This is a genomic window from Nocardia sp. NPDC004068, from assembly GCF_042874315.1.
Lineage (GTDB): Bacteria > Actinomycetota > Actinomycetes > Mycobacteriales > Mycobacteriaceae > Nocardia.
Map to the genome: position 1 here is coordinate 738,500 of NZ_JBIAMW010000002.1, position 16,043 is coordinate 754,542.

Genomic DNA, 16,043 nt, shown 5'->3' on the forward strand with positions numbered 1-16,043 from the left:
GTTCCTACGCTCGGCCGAAACATCGGCACGACCGAAGGAGCCCCTCCCGTGAAGAACAACGTCCTGGCTGCCACACTCGTCACCGCGGCCCTGACCCTGCCGGTCGCGGCCGCCGCGGTCCCGGCGGCCGCGGCGCCCGCACCCGCGACCGGCAATGTCGCCCCGGCCCGGAACGCCGCGACCGCCAATGTCGCCTTGGCCCAGACCGGCTCGACCACCGATGTGGCCTTGGCCCAAACCGGCTCGACCGCCGATGCGGCCCTGGCCCGAACCGTTGCCGGTGCCTCGGCCGCCGATGTGGCCCCAACCGTTGCCGGTGCCTCGGCCGCCCAGGTGGCCCTGGCCCAGATCGACGCCGGGACCGGGTCGGCGTCGGGGTCGGCGGCGGCGATGACGGAGCTGATCTGCACGATTCGCGCGCTGCTGGCCATCGGGGCCCAGTGCGGGATCATCTACCCCTGAGTCAATTCGGGACGAAGGCCAGGCCCGCGATTCCGGCGGCGTAGATCAGCAGGGCGGTCACCGAATCCGGGCCCATCCGCAAGAATTGGCGGCGCGGGCGGAACACCAGGCCGGTCATGTACACCAGGGTGAGCACCCCGCCCAGGCCGGTGAGGTAGATGTCGGTGTGGTGGGCCTGCGGCAGCACCGCGGAACCGGAGACGATCGTGGCGACGAGGAACAGCACCGGCAGGAAGGCGTTGCCACCGAAGATGTCGCTGACGGCGAGCTTGTAGTCGCCGAGGCGGGTCGAGGTGAGTCCGGTCGACAGTTCCGGCAGGGCGGTCGCCGCCGCCAGGACGGTTGCGCCGAACAGCACCCCGGACATGCCCCACCGGCCGAACAGCTCCTCGCCGCTGCGTTCGATGAACACGCCGGCGACCAGCGTCACCAGCGCCGCGATCGCGAAAACCGTTGCGACGCGGGCGGTTCCGAGGCCGCGGCGGGTGGCCTCGCTCTCCTTGGAGATCTCGGAGTGCCCGCGCGCCTTCGCCTGGCTGTCGGGGGCGTTGCCGTCCTCGTGCCAGGGCAGCCCCTTCCCGGCCTTGCGCACCAGCATCAGCCCGACCAGCCACAGCACCGCGATGAGCAGCGCGCCGGGGGTGGTGCGCGCGATGACGAGGTCGCCGGGCATCTGGGTGGACATGATCACCACCAGCAGCAGCGCCACCACCAGCGCGCCCTCCAGCAGCAGCGCCAGCGACGCGGCCAGGTACGTGAGCGGGGCGCGCGGGCGGACCCCGGCGGCGTCGAGGGCGACCAGCACCACGGTCTGCAAGGCGATCCCGCCGAGGATGTTGCCGACCGCGACATCGGTCTGATGGGCCGCGGCGGCGCTGACGGTGATGGCGAGTTCGGGCAGGTTCGTGGCGATGGCCAGCAGGATGACCCCGCCCATGGCCTCGCCCAGACGCAGGCGCTGGGACAGCACATCGGTGGCGTCGGACAGTTTGACGCCCGCGACCCAGATCGCGGCGGCGCACGCCACGAAGATGATCAGCAGCAACGGGGACGACAGGGAACTCACCATGATCGAATGCCCAAGCGTGGCGGGTTCATTCACCGGGCCCGGGAACGCCCCCTCAGCTGCGGCGCAGGGTACCGGTGACGGGGCCGGTGCGGTAGTCGAGCGTGCCGTCGGTGTGCAGTCGCACGGTGACGTCGGCCTTGTCGCAGTTCGGGCCGGTGGCCGAGGCGGTGGCGAGGGTGAGTTCGGTGTCGGAGACCGCGGACAGGCTCTCGGTGCGGTCGCAGCGCGCGCCGGTGGCCTTGTCGGTGCTCGACGAGGTGGCCACGTGATCGGCGTTGTCGCCGGTGATGGTGAGCACGACGTCGAAGCTGTCGTGACCGTTGTCGGCCACGCCCTTCCATTCGCCGAGGAACGCCGGGGAGATCTGATCGGCCTTCGGCGAATGATCCTCGGGGTTGCGCACGTAGGCCACGATCGCGATCACCACGATGAGAAGGGCGATGGGGCCCACGATGGCCAGTCGTATCCGGTTCTTGCGGCGGATCGCTCGTTGTTCGGGTGTCAACCACTCATCGCCGTCCACCCGGCCCAGTGTATGGGCGATCGCTCCGGGAATCCGCTTTTTACGCAACCGAATTCGGCGTGGCGTGTCGGGCGGCGGCCGGTCAGTTGATCGGGACGATGGCGAGGGCGTTGTCCGGGCGGGCCGCGACCAGCAGGTTCTTGTTCGCGGCGTCGAGGCTGAATCCGGTGGGGCCGTGCAGATTCGAGGGCAGGCTCACCTTGGACACCTCGGTGCCGTCGGGGCGGTAGATCTTGATGGTGCCGGTGGTGGCCGCGGTGGCGGTGACCCAATCGGCCACGGCGATATTGCCGTTGGGCAGCACCTGCACTCCGGCGAGGACGCCGTGCACGGCGCCGAGTTTGGTCGCGGTGACCGTGCCCGGACGCAGTTCGAGCCGGTACAGGTCGCCGCCTTCGGCGCGGTCCCCGGCGGCGGCGACGTAGGCGAGCTTGCGGTCGCGGTCGACGGCGATGCCCTTGGCGCCGGGGATCTGGGTGGCCAGCGGCTCGAATCTCTTGTCGGCGGTGTGCAATTGGTGGACCGCGCCGTGGGCGGTGTCGGTCACCAGCAGCGTCGTGTCGTCGAGGGCGGCGATGCTGTCGAGCAGGATCGGGCCGTCGGCGGTGAGGGTCGCCTCGAAGATCTGGGTGAGGGTGTGCGGGTCGTAGCCGACGACGCGGTCGACGTCGGCGACGTAGAGGGTGCCGTTGACGACGGCCATGCCCGCGGGCGCGTTGAGCTTCGGCTCGCCGGGGCGGGGCAGCGCCGTGCGGTTGGTGACGGTGCCGTGGTCGGTGAGCTGGGAGACGAATCCGGTGCCGTCCTTGGCGGCCGGGTCCTTCTTGTCGCCGAGGTTGCTGACGAACCATTGATCGTCGATCACCACGACACCGCTCGGGCTCGCGAAGCCCTGCACCGAGCCGGGCGCGGCGACATACGCGGTGCGGGTGGGTGAGGCGGAAACCGAAGTGTCCGAGGGGGTTACGGTGACGATGACCGTGGTGGCCGTCGGGGTGGCCGGGTGCTGGTCGTTCCCGTTCCCGCCGCAGCCGGTGGCGACGAGCGCGAGCGCGCCCAGTCCGGCGGCGAGCCTGCCGATCGATCGCCGGTGCACCGCGCGCATAGACTGGTCCGTTCCCTCGTTCGGCTGATCCGCGACCAAGGTATCCGAACCGGCGCGGCGGCGCAGGGAAAGATCGCGAATTCGGCGGCGCGGTGAATGTGTCGGCGCGTCAGAATATTTCGGGGGCGGGACCGGTCGTCGATGCCGCCTTCTCGTCGGTCAGGTCGCCGGGCCGGGACTTCTTGCGGGGCCGGTCTTTTCGGCGCAGGTGGTTGGCCGCGCCGAGCAGCACGCCGAGCGCGACGAGGATCAGCCCGCGCAGCCAGATGGCGGCCTCGATGCGGGTGAACAGGAACAGGCACGAGATCAGCGCGAGGACCGGGACGGGCAGCGGGACGCGGAAGTGGTCGCGGGCGTCGCCGGGGTCGCGGCGCAGCAGCAGAACGGTGATGTTGACGGCGGTGAACACGATCAGCAGCAACAGCACCAGCGTCTCGGCGAGGGCGGCGACCTCGCCGGTGAGGGCGAGCACCAGCGAGACCGCGGAGGTGGCGAGGATCGCGACCCACGGGGTGCGCCGGCCCGGCAGCACCCGGGCCAGCACCGCGGGCAGCAGGCCGTCGCGGGCCATCCCGTAGGCCAGGCGCGAGGACATGATCCCGGTCAGCAGCGCGCCGTTGGCGACGGCGACGAGCGCGATCACGCTGAACAGCCGATCGGGCACGCCCCCGGCGAGGCGGACGACCTCGAGCAGCGGTCCGCTCGACGCGGCGAGCCGGTCGGTGGGCACGGCCGCGCTGGCGACGACGCCGATCAGCACGTAGACGATCCCGGCGGTGAACAACGCGCCGAACAGCGCCCGCGGATAGGACCGGCGCGGATCGGTGACCTCCTCGGCGAGATTGGCGGAGGTCTCGAAGCCGACGAAGGAGTAGAAGGCCAGCACCGCCCCGGCCAGGGTCGCGCCGACCACGCCGTGTTCGGGCGTGCCGATCTCGGTGAGCCGCGCGGGATCGGCGTCGCCGCGGAGCATCACCCAGGCGCCGAGCACGATGATCAGCACCAGACCGCCGAGTTCGATCACGGTGGCGACGGCGTTGGCGCCCAGCGACTCCTTGATGCCGCGAATGTTGAGCAGCGCGAGCGCGGTCAGGAACACCACGATCACCGCGGTCGTGGGCAGTTCGACCAGCGCCCGCAGATAGTCGCCCGCGAAGCCGCGGGCCAGCGCGCCCACCGACACCACCCCGGCCGCGAGCATGCAGAATCCGATCAGCGATCCGGCGGCGGGTCCCAGCGCCCGGGTGACGTAGTGCGAGGACCCGCCCGCGCGCGGATATTTGGTCGCGAGTTCGGCATAGGACGCGGCGGTGAGCGTCGCCATGATGAGCGCCACCAGCAGCGGCAGCCACACCGCGCCCCCGGACTGCGCGGCCACCTGGCCGACCAGGATGTACACGCCCGCGCCGAGGACATCGCCGAGGATGAAGAAGTACAGCAGGGGGGTCCGTACGGCCCGGTTCAGTGCTGTCGCCATGGTGTACCGATACCCGCGATCGTGCCGGTGATGCCTGGGGAGACCGGGCAACCGGGCTTCGGGGGGGCGAGAGGGAGCGCCTCGCGGCGGTTTCGGCTGTCGGTGACCGGGTTTCGCCGGGCGGGATTCGCGATGTCGTTCTCGTCCTCGCATCGAGGGGGGTGTCGACCGGCGCAGGTCGAGGATGTCCGCGGGTGACTCGTCGCGAGGTACTACGGACTGCTCCGGGTGGCGTCGGGCCGGGCCGCCGGTGGGTCCCGGTGGGTGGAATCGGGTGCTGTCTGACCGGTGGGGCGGTGGTTGGGTGGCGGGGGAGAGGACGGCGTGATGTTGGTCGACATTCAGTTGGACGGGCGGGCGGATCGGGTGATCGGGCGGGCGCGGGAGTTGGCGGGGCTCGGGGTGGATGGGTTGTTCACGTTCGAGGGGCCGCACGATGTGTTCGTGCCGTTGGCGGCGGTGGCGCCGGTGGTGCCGGTGACGGTGAGCACCAATGTGGCGGTGGCGTTTCCGCGCAGTCCGATGCATGTGGCGCACACGACCTACGACCTGACATTGCTCAGCGAGGGCCGGTTCCGGTTGGGGTCGGGGTCGCAGATTCGGCCGCACATCGAAAACCGTTACGGCGCAACGTGGTCGCGGCCCGCGGCGCGGCTGGGGGAGTTCGTGGCGGCGGTGCGGGCGATCCTGACGTCGTGGCAGGAGCGGACGCCGCTGGACTTCCGGGGCGAGTTCACCCGGCACACGCTCATGCCGCCGACCTTCGATCCGGGGCCGAACCCGTTCGGTGTCGCGCCGGTGCTGATGGGCGGGCTCGGCCCGGTGATGGCGCGGACCGCCGCCGAGGTCGCCGACGGGCTGATGATGATGCCGTTCAACACGATTCGGCACTTTCGCGAGCGCACCCTGCCCGCCGTCGCGGAGGGCCTCGACCGCGCGCGCCGCGCGGCGGCGGATTTCGAGATCGTCCCGCAGGTGATGGTGTCGATGTTCCGCAACGACACCGAACGCGCCGCCGCCGACGCCGGGGTCCGCCGCCTGCTCGCCTTCTACGGTTCGACCCCCGCCTACGCCCCCGTCCTCGAGGTCGAGGGCCGCGGCGACCTGCAACCCCGCCTCAACGACCTGTCCAAACGCGGCGCCATCGACCACATGACCGACCTCATCGACGACACCCTCCTCGAAACCATCGCCGTCCGAGGCACTCCCGAACACTGCGCCCACCAGATCACCACCCGCTTCGCCGCCCTCGGCCCCCGAGTCTGCGTCTACTTCCCCGGCTACCACCCCGCCCCCTCCCACATAGCCGCCCTCGTCGAAGCCCTCCACTGACCCCAGCCCCGGCAACCCAGCCGCACCCTTTATTCGGATCCGCACCCCTTGTAATGCCCTGCAACGGGTGCGGATTCGAATAAAGGGTGCGGCTGTACTGGTGGACGGGGGGTTAGGGGGTGGGTTTTTTGGTGGTGTTGAGGGTTAGGGCGGAGGTGAGGATGAGGGTGCCGCCGAGGAGGCCTGGGAGGGTGGGGGTTTGGTGGTAGAAGAGGAGGCCGAACAGGAGGCCCCAGAGGCATTCGAGGGTGAGGAGGTTGCCGGCGTGGACGGGGTCTACGCGGTCGAAGCCGTAGTTGATGAGGAAGACGTTGGCGATGCTGAGGATGCCCGCCACCGCGACGGCCGACCAGAGGGTGAGGGGGGAGACGGGGCCGGTCACCTGGGGGACGCCCTGGCCCTGGGCGAGGGAGGTGAGGGCCACGCCGAGGGTGCCGACGCCGAGGGTGAGGGTCGTGATCTCGTGGTTGTTGAGAACGCCGGTGTGCCAGTCGCGGCCGAGGTAGCTCCACGCCATCGCGGTCATGGCGAGCAGGGCGAGCAGATCGCCCGGATCGACGGTGACGCCCGCGCCGACGGATCGCGGACCGGACAGAAGTGCCACGCCCACAACGGAACCCGCGACACACGCCAGCCGCGCGGGGGTCGCGGAGACCCGCCGCAACAGCAGACCGAGCGCGGCGGCCAGGGGGAGCGCGGCGATGAAGGAGACGTTCGCGACGCTGGTGAGGGTCGCGGCCTTGGCGAACAACAGGGTGCCCACGACATACAGCAGCACCGTCCGCGCCACGACCACCGCCCACTCCCGCCCGCCCGCGCGCACGACGACGGCCCACCGCAACTTCCGGGCGAAGATCACCACGGCCAGCGCGAACGCCACCGCGGTGCGCAGATAGACCTGCTGGGCGACGGTGAAACCGTGGTCGAGGTAGCGGGTGAACACGGTCAGCATGGCGAACGACGCGGTCAGGATCACCAGCGCCGCGACACCTCGCAGGTCGGTGATCTTGCTACCTCGTACGATTGCCGTGCCATCGATACCGCTAGCGTACCTACCCCCTCCGGCTACCGGTTCGTAACTTCCGATCGGTATGGAACAGGCGGATATTCGGCAATCGCCCGGTGCGGATCACCGGCCGCGAGACGTCGCGCGCCCGGCGTCGGCAATCCCGGCGTGGGGGGTAGTCGGCGCGTGGTGACCGCCGCGCCCGGCGTCGGCGGCCCCGACGTGGGGGCAGTCGGCGCGTGAGTGACCGCCGCGCCGGGCGTCGGGCCGAGGGCGCGCCGGGCGTCAGCGATCCCGGCGCGCCCGTAATCGGCGCAACCAGCGCCGCGCCGATTCGATCCGCTCCGGCGGCCGGGGCGGGGTCGGCGGCGCGGGCGGACACGCCGAGCGTCTGCCGCGCCGGGCCCGCGCGAGCCAGCCCGCGAGCAGGCACGCCGCCGACAGGATCGACACGGTCGGGATGTTCATCACCGACGCGCAGGCGATGTAGGCGGCCAGCGCCGTGACGACGGTGGCCGCCGCGGACATCACCTGGATCAGTTGGGTGGTGAGTGAGGTTGTGCCGCTGGGTGTTTCGGTGTCGGCGGGATCCCCGCCGACGGTGCTGTCGTTTCTCATGACGCTCAGCCTGCGATCGCGCGGGCCGTCGACGCCAGGGCGGGGCCGACGCTTGCACGCCTGACGCGCAGAAGCGCGTGAAATGCGAACGCAACCAGGCGAATCGGGGCTACTGTTGAGCTCGGACGGCGCGGAGCCCCTTGCCCGTCCGGCCTTCGTGAAGCCCAACGGGAGATGTTGTGAGCACCCCACACAGCATCGCGTGCGCACGCCGGATCGTGCGCGATGTGGAAACCGCCGGGGGGACGACGTGGGACGCGGTGCGGGCGATCCGGGCGCACTGCGGGATGTCGCTGCTGCGCGCGCATCGGATGGCCCACGGCTACACCCTCGTCGATGTCGCTCACCGGTTGCGGGAATCGCTCGACGCGGCGGGAGTGCCCAATTCCGGTGTGTCCCATCAGAGTGTGTCGCGCTGGGAGACCGGGCTGGACATGCCGTCGTATCAGTTCCTCGACGCCCTGTGCCGGGTCTACCGCACCCGCCCCGATCGCCTCGGATTCGGTCACGACTACACCGACGACCGGGCCACGCCCGCGCCCGCCGCGGTGGCGGGCGTGTGGGAGACGGTGCGCGCGCTGGAGGAGAGCGTCGAGTCCAGCGGCTATCTGGTGTACGTGCAGCCACCCTCGGAGTACATCCCCGCGCGGATGCGGGATCTGGCGCAGATCCAGCATCTGATGCTGGCCGACCGGTCCGCGGAACTGCGCCGGCGGCTGCTGCGGGTGGAGGCGATCGTGGCGGGGCTGATCGCGTTCCGGCTCAACGACGTCGCCGACATCCACGACACGTTCATGTGGTTCGCCAAGGCGCGCCGCGCCGCGCGGCAGGCCGGGGACACCGCGGTGGAGGCGTGGCTGCGCGGGCATCTGGCCCACGGGCACGAGTGCTACCGGCATCAGCTGGATCAGGGTCTGGCGGCGGCACATTCGGCGCAGGCGGCGGGCGCGCGGTCGGCGTGCGTGTTCGGGCTGCTGGCCGAGGCCGGGATCCAGGCCCGGATCGGGCGGCGGCGGGAGGCGGTCGGCGCGATCACGACCGCGGAGCGGATGTTCGCCGCACTGCCCGCGACGGCCACCGGCGACGACAATCTCGGCACCTCCGAATACATCCTGCGCTGGCATCAGGCGCACACCCTCAGCGCGATCGGGGATCGCCGTGCCGCGCAGGAGATGCGGGCGCGGGTGCTGGAACTGCCGATGGCCGATAAGGATCGGGTCGGGCGCGCGCTGCTGGACCTGGATCTGGCGGCGATGCTCGAACGCGAGGGCGAGCTGGAGCAGGCGTGCGCGCTGATCCGCAACGTGTGGCTGACGCTGCCCGCCGAGCTGCGGGTGGGTCAGATCCAGCGCGCGCTCACCCAGGTGGTGGCGCGGTTGCCGATGCCCTTGCGCGACAGCGTGTTCGGGCGGTGACGCGGCGATGCCACCGGCGCGGGGGCCGGTGGCATCGGGGCGGTGGCGATCAGTAGTTGGTGCCGAGGATGCGGTGGAAGAAGCCGCGGTAGCCGCGCAGCGCCTGGCGCAGATCCTCGGTGTCGGCGGATTTGCCCGCGCGCCACCGGCTTTCCAGGGCCTGCTTGCGGTCGGCGATGACCCGGGTCAGCTGATCGATGGTGGTGCCGACCAGTTCGTCGGCGCGGGTGACCGCCTGGTGCGGGTCGTCCACGAACAGCGCCTGGACCTCTCGCCATTCGATGCGCAGCCGCTCCAGGTCGGCGTCGGCGAACAGCGGGTGGTCGTCGGAGCTCGGCGTGGGCTGCGGAGGTTTGGCGGATTCGCCGTCGGGGACCTGGGTGCCGTCGAGTTCGGCGGTGCCGCGGTCGGCGGGACCCGTTCCAGCGGTGGGGTTCTCGGCGGTGGTGGTGTGCTCGGCCGCGGCGGTCTCCCCGGCGGCGGTGCCGACCTCGGTGTGGGTGTCGTGTTCGGCGGGGTCGGCGGCGCGGCGTTCGTCGGCGGTGTCGAGTTCCTCGTCGTGATGCGATTGCGAGGCCGGGCCGGTGCGGGTCTCCTCGTCGCGGACCTCGGCGTCACCGACGGTGCTGTCGCTGGCGGTGGGCGAATCATGGTGTGCCACGGTGGAATCACGCTCCTGGTCGAGGGCGGCGGTGCCGGGCTCGGTGCGGACGGCGTCGGTCTCGTAGGCGTCCGAATCGCGATGTCCGGCGCTGTCCGCGTCGGCGTGGGTGCCGTATTCGTGCTGGTGCGTGGGGGATTCGGTCTCGCGGCCGGAGTCCTGATCGGCAGGCGTCGCGGCGTGTTCCGGGTGGTGCGCGGCGGTGCCCGACTCGTGACCGGTGGTGTCGGTGTCCGAATCGTGGTGGGCCGCAGCGGTTTCGGGATCGCTGTCGGTGTCGGGATCGCGGCGGGAGAAGATGCTCATGACACTCTCACTACTGGTGGTGGCGGGTGGTGGTCGGGGTCGGATCGGTGCCGAGCAGGTCGGCGAACAGCTCGCGGTAGTGGACGATGGCCGTGCGCATGTCCTCCGTGGAGGCGGTTCCGTCGGACGCGCGGACGGTGATGTCGTGCGCCACGCGGAAACCGCTCAGCGGTTCGGCGTGTTCGACCGACAGGTCGGCGACCTTCTGGTCGTGATCGTCGGTGGGATAGCCGCGGTCGGCCATGATCGCGGTCACCAGCCGGTCGGCCACGCCGAGCGCCCCGGCGGGGTCGTCGACGAACTGCTCCTGCATGCGCGCCCATTCCAGCTGGTAGCGCTGCTTCTGTTCGTCGGACAGCTCGCGCAGTTCCAGTTGGGCGTGGCGGCGTTCGCGTTCGGCCAGTTCGGCCTCGGCGGCGCGGCGGTCGTCGGTCTCGGCGACCACGCGGTCGTACTCCGGCCCGAATTTGGTGCGTAGTCGCCGTCGGCGCAGCGCCGGTCGGGCCGCCAGCGCGATGACGATCGCGACGACGACCACGACGATGACGATGATCGCGGCCAATACTCCACCCGACACGTGAACCTCCTCGTCGAGTTCTGATGCTCGCGCCAGGTATGCCTCGGTACGCCGCCGCCAAACCCGCTGGGCGTCAGGAGGGTTGACGGGCGCGCCGGTGGTCTGGTGCTCGGCCCCTACCTCATCGTCGGGCGATGCCGTGCTGATGGGCGTAGACGACGGCGTGGATGCGGTCGCGGACGCCGAGTTTGGCGAGGATGCGGGAGACATGGGTCTTGACGGTCTCCTCGCCGACGCCGAGGGCGGCGGCGATCTCGCCGTTGCTGGCGGCGTCGGCGAGCAGGAGCAGCACCTCGTGTTCGCGGGCGGTGAGGGTGGCCAGTTCCGGCGGCGGCGGGGCGGGGGCGAGGGTGCCCGCGAGGCGGGCGGCCAGGCGGCGGGTCATCGACGGATCGATGACGGCGTCCCCGCGGGCGGCGACGCGGACGGCGGCGACGAGTTCCTCCGGCGGCAGGGTCTTCAACAGGAAGCCGCTGGCCCCGGCGGCGAGCGCGCGGGCCAGGCTGGCCTCGCTGTCGTAGGTGGTGAGCACGAGCACCCGGGTGCCGCCCGCGGCGACGATGGCCGCGGTGGCGGCGAGGCCGTCGAGTTTGGGCATGCGTACGTCGAGGATCGCGACATCCGGTCGCAGACGGGCGGTTTCGGCGATGGCGGCGCGGCCGTCGCCGACGTCGGCGACGCAGTCCAGATCCGGATGCGCGGTGATCACCGCGCGCAGCCCGGAGCGGAACATGGCGTGGTCGTCGGCGATGAGCACGCGGATCGGGCCGCTCACGTCGCCCCGATCGGCAGCACCACCGCGACCCGCCAGCGCCGATCGGGGCCGACGCCGTGTTCGACGGTGCCGCCGAACAATTCGGCGCGGCGGCGGATGCCGTCCAGCCCGCGATGCGCGGACGTCTTCGGAAGATGATGCGGGGCAACGGGATTGGTCTGATCGATGCGCAGCCGCCGGTCGTCGCGGGTCACGCGCAGGGCGGCGGTGCCCGCGCCGTGCCGCAGCGCGTTGGTGAGCAGTTCCTGCACGATGCGGAACACGGTGACGTCCAACGACTCCGGCAGCGGGTCGGCGGCCCGGCCGGTGTCGAGTTCGACGGCGAGTCCGGCCGCGCGCACGGTGTCGACGAGGGCGTCGATATCGGCGAGGCCGGGCTGGCGGGTCGCGGCGTCGTCGCGGCCGTGCAGCAGGTCGAGCTGGCGGCGCAGATCGATCATGGCCGCGCGGGTGGACTCCTCGACCGCGGTGAGCGATCGGGTGGCGGCGTCGTGGCCGGGCGGCAGCGCGAGCCGGGCCGCCCCGGCGTGGATGCCGATGGCGGCGACGTGATGGGAGATGACGTCGTGCAGGTCGCGGGCGATGGCCTCGCGCTCGTCGGCGAGGGCGCGTTCGAGGGCGGCGCGTTCGTGCTGGCGCCGAATGCGTTCGCGCTGTTCGAGTTCGGCGATGTAGGCGCCGCGCCCGGCGGTGTAGCGGCCGACCAGCCACGGCACCAGACCCGCCGACACGGTCTGGGTGAGCAGCAGCCGCCAGTCGTGGGCGGCGGGCCCGCCGGAGATCAGGGTCGCGGCCGCCGCGCCGAACCCGAGCAGCGGCACCGTCAGCAGCGACGCCCGCGTCGACAACCACGCCCCGGCCCGGTAGCCCGCGACCAGATAGCCGACGTCGGCGACGCGGAAGCCGAGCCCGTGCCGGTGCATGAGCCACGCCTCGAGCAACCGCAGCGCGACCTGCGCGGCGGCGACGAGCGCGGCGGTGCCGGGCGGCGCGGCCAGGGCGAGATCGGCGGCGACGATCGCGACGATCATGACCACCGCGAATCCCGGACTGCTGCCGGGCAGCCCGCACACGCCAAAGACGAGCGCGTCCACCGCGGCGGCCGCGGCGGCGACGAGCAGCGACTGCCGGGCCAGCGAGCGGCGCACGGTACCCGGTTCGCGCCCGGCGGCGAAGGTGCGCACCGACGCCTCGGCGCGCCGCCGCGCCCAGGCCCGCATCGTCTCGCCCCGCACGGTCGCCGACGATACCCGGCCGCCGCGCCCGCGCCGTCCCTCGTACGGGGGAGCCGCGATCCCTCGGCGGCGCGATGTTTCGCCCGGTCGGGGTCGATACCGTCGGCGGCGGACCGGGTTTCGGAGGAAGGACGTGGGATGAACGCGGAACTGGGGCTGTACGCGGTGCCCGCCTTCGCGGTGCTGATGGCGCTCGAGTGGCTCGACGCGCGCCGCGACGGGCGAACCGGTTTCGCGCGCCGGGACACCGCCGCCAATTGGGGAATCTATGTGCTGGGGCTGGTGACCAAGCCGGTGCAGCAGTATCTGCTGCCGTTCTCGGCGGTCGTGGCGGCGGCGGCGCTGACGCCGTGGCAGCTGCCCGCGGATCGGTGGTGGGTGTGGGTGCTGGGCCTGGTGGTGACCGATTTCTGTTACTACTGGGCGCATCGGGCCGATCACCGGATCCGGTTGCTGTGGACCGCGCACAGCGTGCACCACTCGAGCACGTACTTCAATCTGTCGACGGCGATCCGGTTGCCGTGGCTCAATCCGCTGGCGTCGCTGCCGCGGAGTCTGGCGTGGGTTCCGGCGGCGTTGCTGGGGTTCCCGGTGTGGATGATCTTCCTGCTGATCTCCCTCGGGCTGCTGTACCAGTTCCCCATCCACACCCAGCGGGTGCGAAAGCTCTGGCGCCCCATCGAATTCGTGTTCAACACCCCCGCGCACCATCGGGTGCATCACGGCTCGAACGCGCCGTACCTGGATCGCAACTACGGCGGGGTGTTCATCGTGTGGGACCGGATGTTCGGCTCGTTCGCCGCCGAGTCCGAGCCGATCCGCTACGGCCTGACCCACGACATCGCCACCGACAATCCGGTGAAGGTGAACTACCACGAGTTCGCGGCCTTGGTGGGGGATGTGCGGGCCGCGCGCACCTGGCGTGGACGGCTCGGCTACGTCTTCGGCCCGCCCGGCTGGCGGGAGCCCGAGATCGAACCGGTGCGCGAGACGGCTTCGGCCTGAACGGGTTTCGGCCTCACCCCGCGCGCAGGCCCTCGAAGATCCGGGCGAAGGATTCACCGCCGTGGCCGTCGGCGACCTGCGCGTCGAGCAGGGCCTTGACCGGTCCGAGGACCGTGAGCGGTACCCCGGCGGCGCGGCTGGCCCGCACCAGGGCGTCGAGGGCGGCCTTGTTGAACGCCAGGGATTGGGTGTCGGCGCGGTAGTCGCCGCTATCGATGAACGCGGCGTGCCCGGCGAATCCGGCGGCCATGGCCCGCACCCACGGCGTGGCGCGGGCGGCGAACTCGGTCGCGGACACGCCCGCCGAGCCCACCAGCGCCGCGCCGTGCGCGAATCCGGCGAACATGAGGTACATCCCCGACAGCAGCGCGAAATCGTACAGCGACGCCAGGCCCGCGTCGTCGCCGAAATACTCTGCCGCGCCGAAGGTTTCGAGCAACCCGCGGTGGTCGTCGAAGATCGCGGCGGATCCGGAGTACAGGATCGACGCGCCGGGCGCGCCGATCATCTGCGGGACGGCCATGATGCCGCCGTCGAGATAGGCGACGCCGTGCGCGGCGGCCCAGGCGGCCAGTTCGCGGGCCTCGTCGGGGGTGGTGCTGGTGAGGTTGATCAGGGTGCGACCGGACAGGTCGGCGGCGACCGGGTCGAGGGTGTCGTGCACCGACGCGTGATCGAGCAGGCAGGCGAGGATCGGTCCGGGCGCGGCGAGCGCGTCGGCGAGGGCGGGGGCCACGACCGCGCCCGGCAGGTCGGCGGCGCGGCCCGGGGTGCGGTTCCACACGGTGACCGGGTGGCCGTCCGCGAGCAGCGCCGCGGCCAGGGCCCGGCCCATCGCGCCCAGGCCCAGCAGTGTCACGGGGGTGGAAGGCATTGCGGCTCAACTCCTTACGAGTGCGAGAGGTTTCGAGGGCGGCGCGCCGGAACCCATCCTCGCCGCTCGCGCGCTCGCGGAACAGCACCGACTTTCTCGTGCGGTACCCACCCCGAGGTACGTATCGAGGTGACGCGGCCGCGGCGGGCGGGAATCGAGACGCGGCCCACAGTCACCGGCGCGGCGAATTGCGCGCACGCTGCGGCCAAGACGTGGTCGCGGCGGGCGGGGGTGGTAGGAAAGATTACGTGTCTGCACCTCGAGAGAAGTCCGCGCGCGCGGTGTCGGAAGTGGTGGAACTGGTCAGCACGCTGATCCGGTTCGACACCTCCAACACCGGCGAGTTGGAGACCACCAAGGGCGAACGCGAATGCGCGCAGTGGGTGGCCGACCAGTTGCACCAGGCCGGATACACCACCGAGTACGTGGAATCGGGGGCGCCCGGCCGCGGCAACGTGTTCGCGCGGCTGCCCGGCGCGGACCCCGGCCGCGGCGCGCTGCTCATGCACGGGCATCTGGACGTGGTGCCCGCCGAGGCGTCGGACTGGAGCGTGCACCCGTTCTCCGGCGCGGTGCGCGACGGCTACGTGTGGGGACGCGGCGCGATCGATATGAAGGACATGGTCGGCATGATGCTGGCGGTCGCCCGCCAGTTCAAGATCGAGGGCACGGTGCCGCCGCGCGATCTGGTGTTCGCCTTCCTCGCCGACGAGGAGAACGGCGGCCGCTGGGGGTCGCACTGGCTGGTCGACAACCGGCCCGACCTGTTCGAGGGCGTCACCGAGGCGGTCGGTGAGGTCGGCGGGTTCTCGCTCACCGTGCCGCGCCGCGACGGCACCGAGAAGCGGCTGTACCTGGTGGAGACCGCGGAGAAGGGGCTGGCGTGGATGCGGTTGCGCGCCAGGGCCCGTGCCGGGCACGGCTCGTTCGTGCACGAGGACAACGCGGTCACCATCCTCGCCGCAGCGGTCGCGCGGCTGGGCAAACATCGGTTCCCGCTGGTGATCTCCGATTCGGTGGCCGAATTCCTGGCCGCGGTCGGCGAGGAGACCGGCATCGACTTCGATCCGCACGGCCCCGACATCGAGGGTCAGCTCGCCAAGCTCGGCACCATCTCCCGCATTCTCGGCGCGACCCTGCGCGACACCGCCAATCCGACCATGCTGCGCGCGGGCTACAAGGCCAATGTCATCCCGCAGACCGCGGAGGCGGTGGTGGACTGCCGCGTGATCCCGGGGCGGCAGGCCGAATTCGAGCGCGAGATCGACGAGTTGATCGGACCGGATGTGGAGCGGGAGTGGATCACTCACCTCGACTCCTATGAGACCACCTTCGACGGTCATCTGGTCGACGCCATGAACGCCGCGATCCTGGCCCACGACCCCGAGGCGCGCACGGTACCCTACATGTTGTCCGGGGGCACCGACGCGAAAGCGTTCGCCAAGTTGGGAATTCGCTGTTTCGGCTTCGCGCCGCTGCGGCTGCCGCCGGAGCTGGACTTCTCGGCGCTGTTCCACGGGGTGGACGAACGGGTTCCGGTCGACGCGCTGGAATTCGGCACACAGGTCCTGGAGCATTTCCTTCTGCACAGCTGACGATTCGA

At 71.3% G+C, this 16,043-nt stretch carries 16 protein-coding genes; 5 read left to right on the forward strand and 11 right to left on the reverse strand.

Annotated elements, in window-relative coordinates; translation table 11 throughout:
* The first annotated feature begins 48 nt into the window (after nucleotides 1–48).
* Nucleotides 49–462: a hypothetical protein gene (locus tag ACFYTQ_RS07420; protein ID WP_387357850.1), complete on the forward strand. Its 414-nt coding sequence runs from the start codon at nucleotides 49–51 to the stop codon at nucleotides 460–462.
* Between the two features lies 1 nt (nucleotide 463).
* Here ACFYTQ_RS07420 and ACFYTQ_RS07425 read toward each other — a convergent pair whose 3' ends face one another.
* The 4 genes from ACFYTQ_RS07425 to ACFYTQ_RS07440 all read right to left on the reverse strand — a co-directional run bounded on the left by ACFYTQ_RS07425 (nucleotide 464) and on the right by ACFYTQ_RS07440 (nucleotide 4,636).
* Entirely contained in the window at nucleotides 464–1,531 is a 1,068-nt protein-coding gene (locus tag ACFYTQ_RS07425) for a sodium:calcium antiporter (protein WP_387357852.1), read from the reverse strand.
* Between the two features lie 52 nt (nucleotides 1,532–1,583).
* Nucleotides 1,584–2,054, reverse strand: coding sequence for a hypothetical protein (locus ACFYTQ_RS07430; RefSeq protein WP_387357854.1), 471 nt, complete (start codon nucleotides 2,052–2,054; stop codon nucleotides 1,584–1,586).
* Between the two features lie 82 nt (nucleotides 2,055–2,136).
* Nucleotides 2,137–3,159, reverse strand: coding sequence for a hypothetical protein (locus ACFYTQ_RS07435; RefSeq protein ID WP_387357856.1), 1,023 nt, complete (start codon nucleotides 3,157–3,159; stop codon nucleotides 2,137–2,139).
* 109 nt (nucleotides 3,160–3,268) lie between these two features.
* Nucleotides 3,269–4,636, reverse strand: a complete 1,368-nt coding sequence (locus ACFYTQ_RS07440) for an APC family permease (protein WP_387357858.1) — start codon at nucleotides 4,634–4,636, stop codon at nucleotides 3,269–3,271.
* Between the two features lie 327 nt (nucleotides 4,637–4,963).
* Here ACFYTQ_RS07440 and ACFYTQ_RS07445 point away from each other — a divergent pair, with 327 nt between their 5' ends.
* Entirely contained in the window at nucleotides 4,964–5,968 is a 1,005-nt protein-coding gene (locus ACFYTQ_RS07445; protein WP_387357860.1) for a TIGR03617 family F420-dependent LLM class oxidoreductase, read from the forward strand.
* A 112-nt stretch (nucleotides 5,969–6,080) separates the two neighbouring features.
* On the opposite strand, the gene ACFYTQ_RS07450 is transcribed toward ACFYTQ_RS07445, so the two are convergent.
* Both ACFYTQ_RS07450 and ACFYTQ_RS07455 read right to left on the reverse strand, forming a co-directional pair.
* Nucleotides 6,081–6,944, reverse strand: coding sequence for a DMT family transporter (locus ACFYTQ_RS07450; RefSeq protein WP_387357861.1), 864 nt, complete (start codon nucleotides 6,942–6,944; stop codon nucleotides 6,081–6,083).
* A gap of 315 nt (nucleotides 6,945–7,259) precedes the next feature.
* Nucleotides 7,260–7,592, reverse strand: coding sequence for a hypothetical protein (locus tag ACFYTQ_RS07455; protein WP_387357863.1), 333 nt, complete (start codon nucleotides 7,590–7,592; stop codon nucleotides 7,260–7,262).
* Between the two features lie 179 nt (nucleotides 7,593–7,771).
* Between ACFYTQ_RS07455 and ACFYTQ_RS07460 the strand changes: the two genes are divergently transcribed.
* A complete protein-coding gene (locus ACFYTQ_RS07460) occupies nucleotides 7,772–9,007 on the forward strand; it encodes a helix-turn-helix domain-containing protein (RefSeq protein ID WP_387357865.1) in 1,236 nt (411 codons plus the stop codon).
* A gap of 49 nt (nucleotides 9,008–9,056) precedes the next feature.
* Here ACFYTQ_RS07460 and ACFYTQ_RS07465 read toward each other — a convergent pair whose 3' ends face one another.
* The 4 genes from ACFYTQ_RS07465 to ACFYTQ_RS07480 all read right to left on the reverse strand — a co-directional run bounded on the left by ACFYTQ_RS07465 (nucleotide 9,057) and on the right by ACFYTQ_RS07480 (nucleotide 12,561).
* The gene (locus ACFYTQ_RS07465) at nucleotides 9,057–9,974 is read right to left on the reverse strand and encodes a hypothetical protein (protein WP_387357867.1); all 918 of its coding nucleotides are present in this window, start codon (nucleotides 9,972–9,974) and stop codon (nucleotides 9,057–9,059) included.
* A 10-nt stretch (nucleotides 9,975–9,984) separates the two neighbouring features.
* Entirely contained in the window at nucleotides 9,985–10,551 is a 567-nt protein-coding gene (locus ACFYTQ_RS07470) for a hypothetical protein (protein WP_387357869.1), read from the reverse strand.
* A 121-nt stretch (nucleotides 10,552–10,672) separates the two neighbouring features.
* A complete protein-coding gene (locus ACFYTQ_RS07475; protein ID WP_387357871.1) occupies nucleotides 10,673–11,326 on the reverse strand; it encodes a response regulator in 654 nt (217 codons plus the stop codon).
* On the reverse strand, nucleotides 11,323–12,561 hold the full coding sequence (locus ACFYTQ_RS07480) for a sensor histidine kinase (protein WP_387357873.1): 1,239 nt from the start codon (nucleotides 12,559–12,561) through the stop codon (nucleotides 11,323–11,325). Before ACFYTQ_RS07480 ends, ACFYTQ_RS07475 begins: the two co-directional genes overlap by 4 nt.
* Before the next feature lie 138 nt (nucleotides 12,562–12,699).
* Between ACFYTQ_RS07480 and ACFYTQ_RS07485 the strand changes: the two genes are divergently transcribed.
* Complete coding sequence (locus tag ACFYTQ_RS07485; protein WP_387357875.1) at nucleotides 12,700–13,566, forward strand: sterol desaturase family protein; 867 nt, start codon at nucleotides 12,700–12,702, stop codon at nucleotides 13,564–13,566.
* A gap of 13 nt (nucleotides 13,567–13,579) precedes the next feature.
* On the opposite strand, the gene ACFYTQ_RS07490 is transcribed toward ACFYTQ_RS07485, so the two are convergent.
* Entirely contained in the window at nucleotides 13,580–14,440 is an 861-nt protein-coding gene (locus tag ACFYTQ_RS07490; protein WP_387357877.1) for an NAD(P)-dependent oxidoreductase, read from the reverse strand.
* A gap of 248 nt (nucleotides 14,441–14,688) precedes the next feature.
* Here ACFYTQ_RS07490 and ACFYTQ_RS07495 point away from each other — a divergent pair, with 248 nt between their 5' ends.
* Entirely contained in the window at nucleotides 14,689–16,035 is a 1,347-nt protein-coding gene (locus tag ACFYTQ_RS07495; protein ID WP_387357879.1) for a M20/M25/M40 family metallo-hydrolase, read from the forward strand.
* Nucleotides 16,036–16,043 lie beyond the last annotated feature (8 nt).

What these genes read in the sequence shown, in the direction of transcription:
- ACFYTQ_RS07425 (WP_387357852.1), bottom strand. Translation starts at nt 1,531, where the DNA reads ATGGTGAGTTCCCTGTCGTCCCCGTTGCTGCTGATCATCTTCGTGGCG.
- ACFYTQ_RS07435 (WP_387357856.1), bottom strand. Translation starts at nt 3,159, where the DNA reads ATGCGCGCGGTGCACCGGCGATCGATCGGCAGGCTCGCCGCCGGACTG.
- ACFYTQ_RS07440 (WP_387357858.1), bottom strand. Translation starts at nt 4,636, where the DNA reads ATGGCGACAGCACTGAACCGGGCCGTACGGACCCCCCTGCTGTACTTC.
- ACFYTQ_RS07445 (WP_387357860.1), top strand. Translation starts at nt 4,964, where the DNA reads ATGTTGGTCGACATTCAGTTGGACGGGCGGGCGGATCGGGTGATCGGG.
- ACFYTQ_RS07455 (WP_387357863.1), bottom strand. Translation starts at nt 7,592, where the DNA reads ATGAGAAACGACAGCACCGTCGGCGGGGATCCCGCCGACACCGAAACA.
- ACFYTQ_RS07465 (WP_387357867.1), bottom strand. Translation starts at nt 9,974, where the DNA reads ATGAGCATCTTCTCCCGCCGCGATCCCGACACCGACAGCGATCCCGAA.
- ACFYTQ_RS07485 (WP_387357875.1), top strand. Translation starts at nt 12,700, where the DNA reads ATGAACGCGGAACTGGGGCTGTACGCGGTGCCCGCCTTCGCGGTGCTG.
- ACFYTQ_RS07490 (WP_387357877.1), bottom strand. Translation starts at nt 14,440, where the DNA reads ATGCCTTCCACCCCCGTGACACTGCTGGGCCTGGGCGCGATGGGCCGG.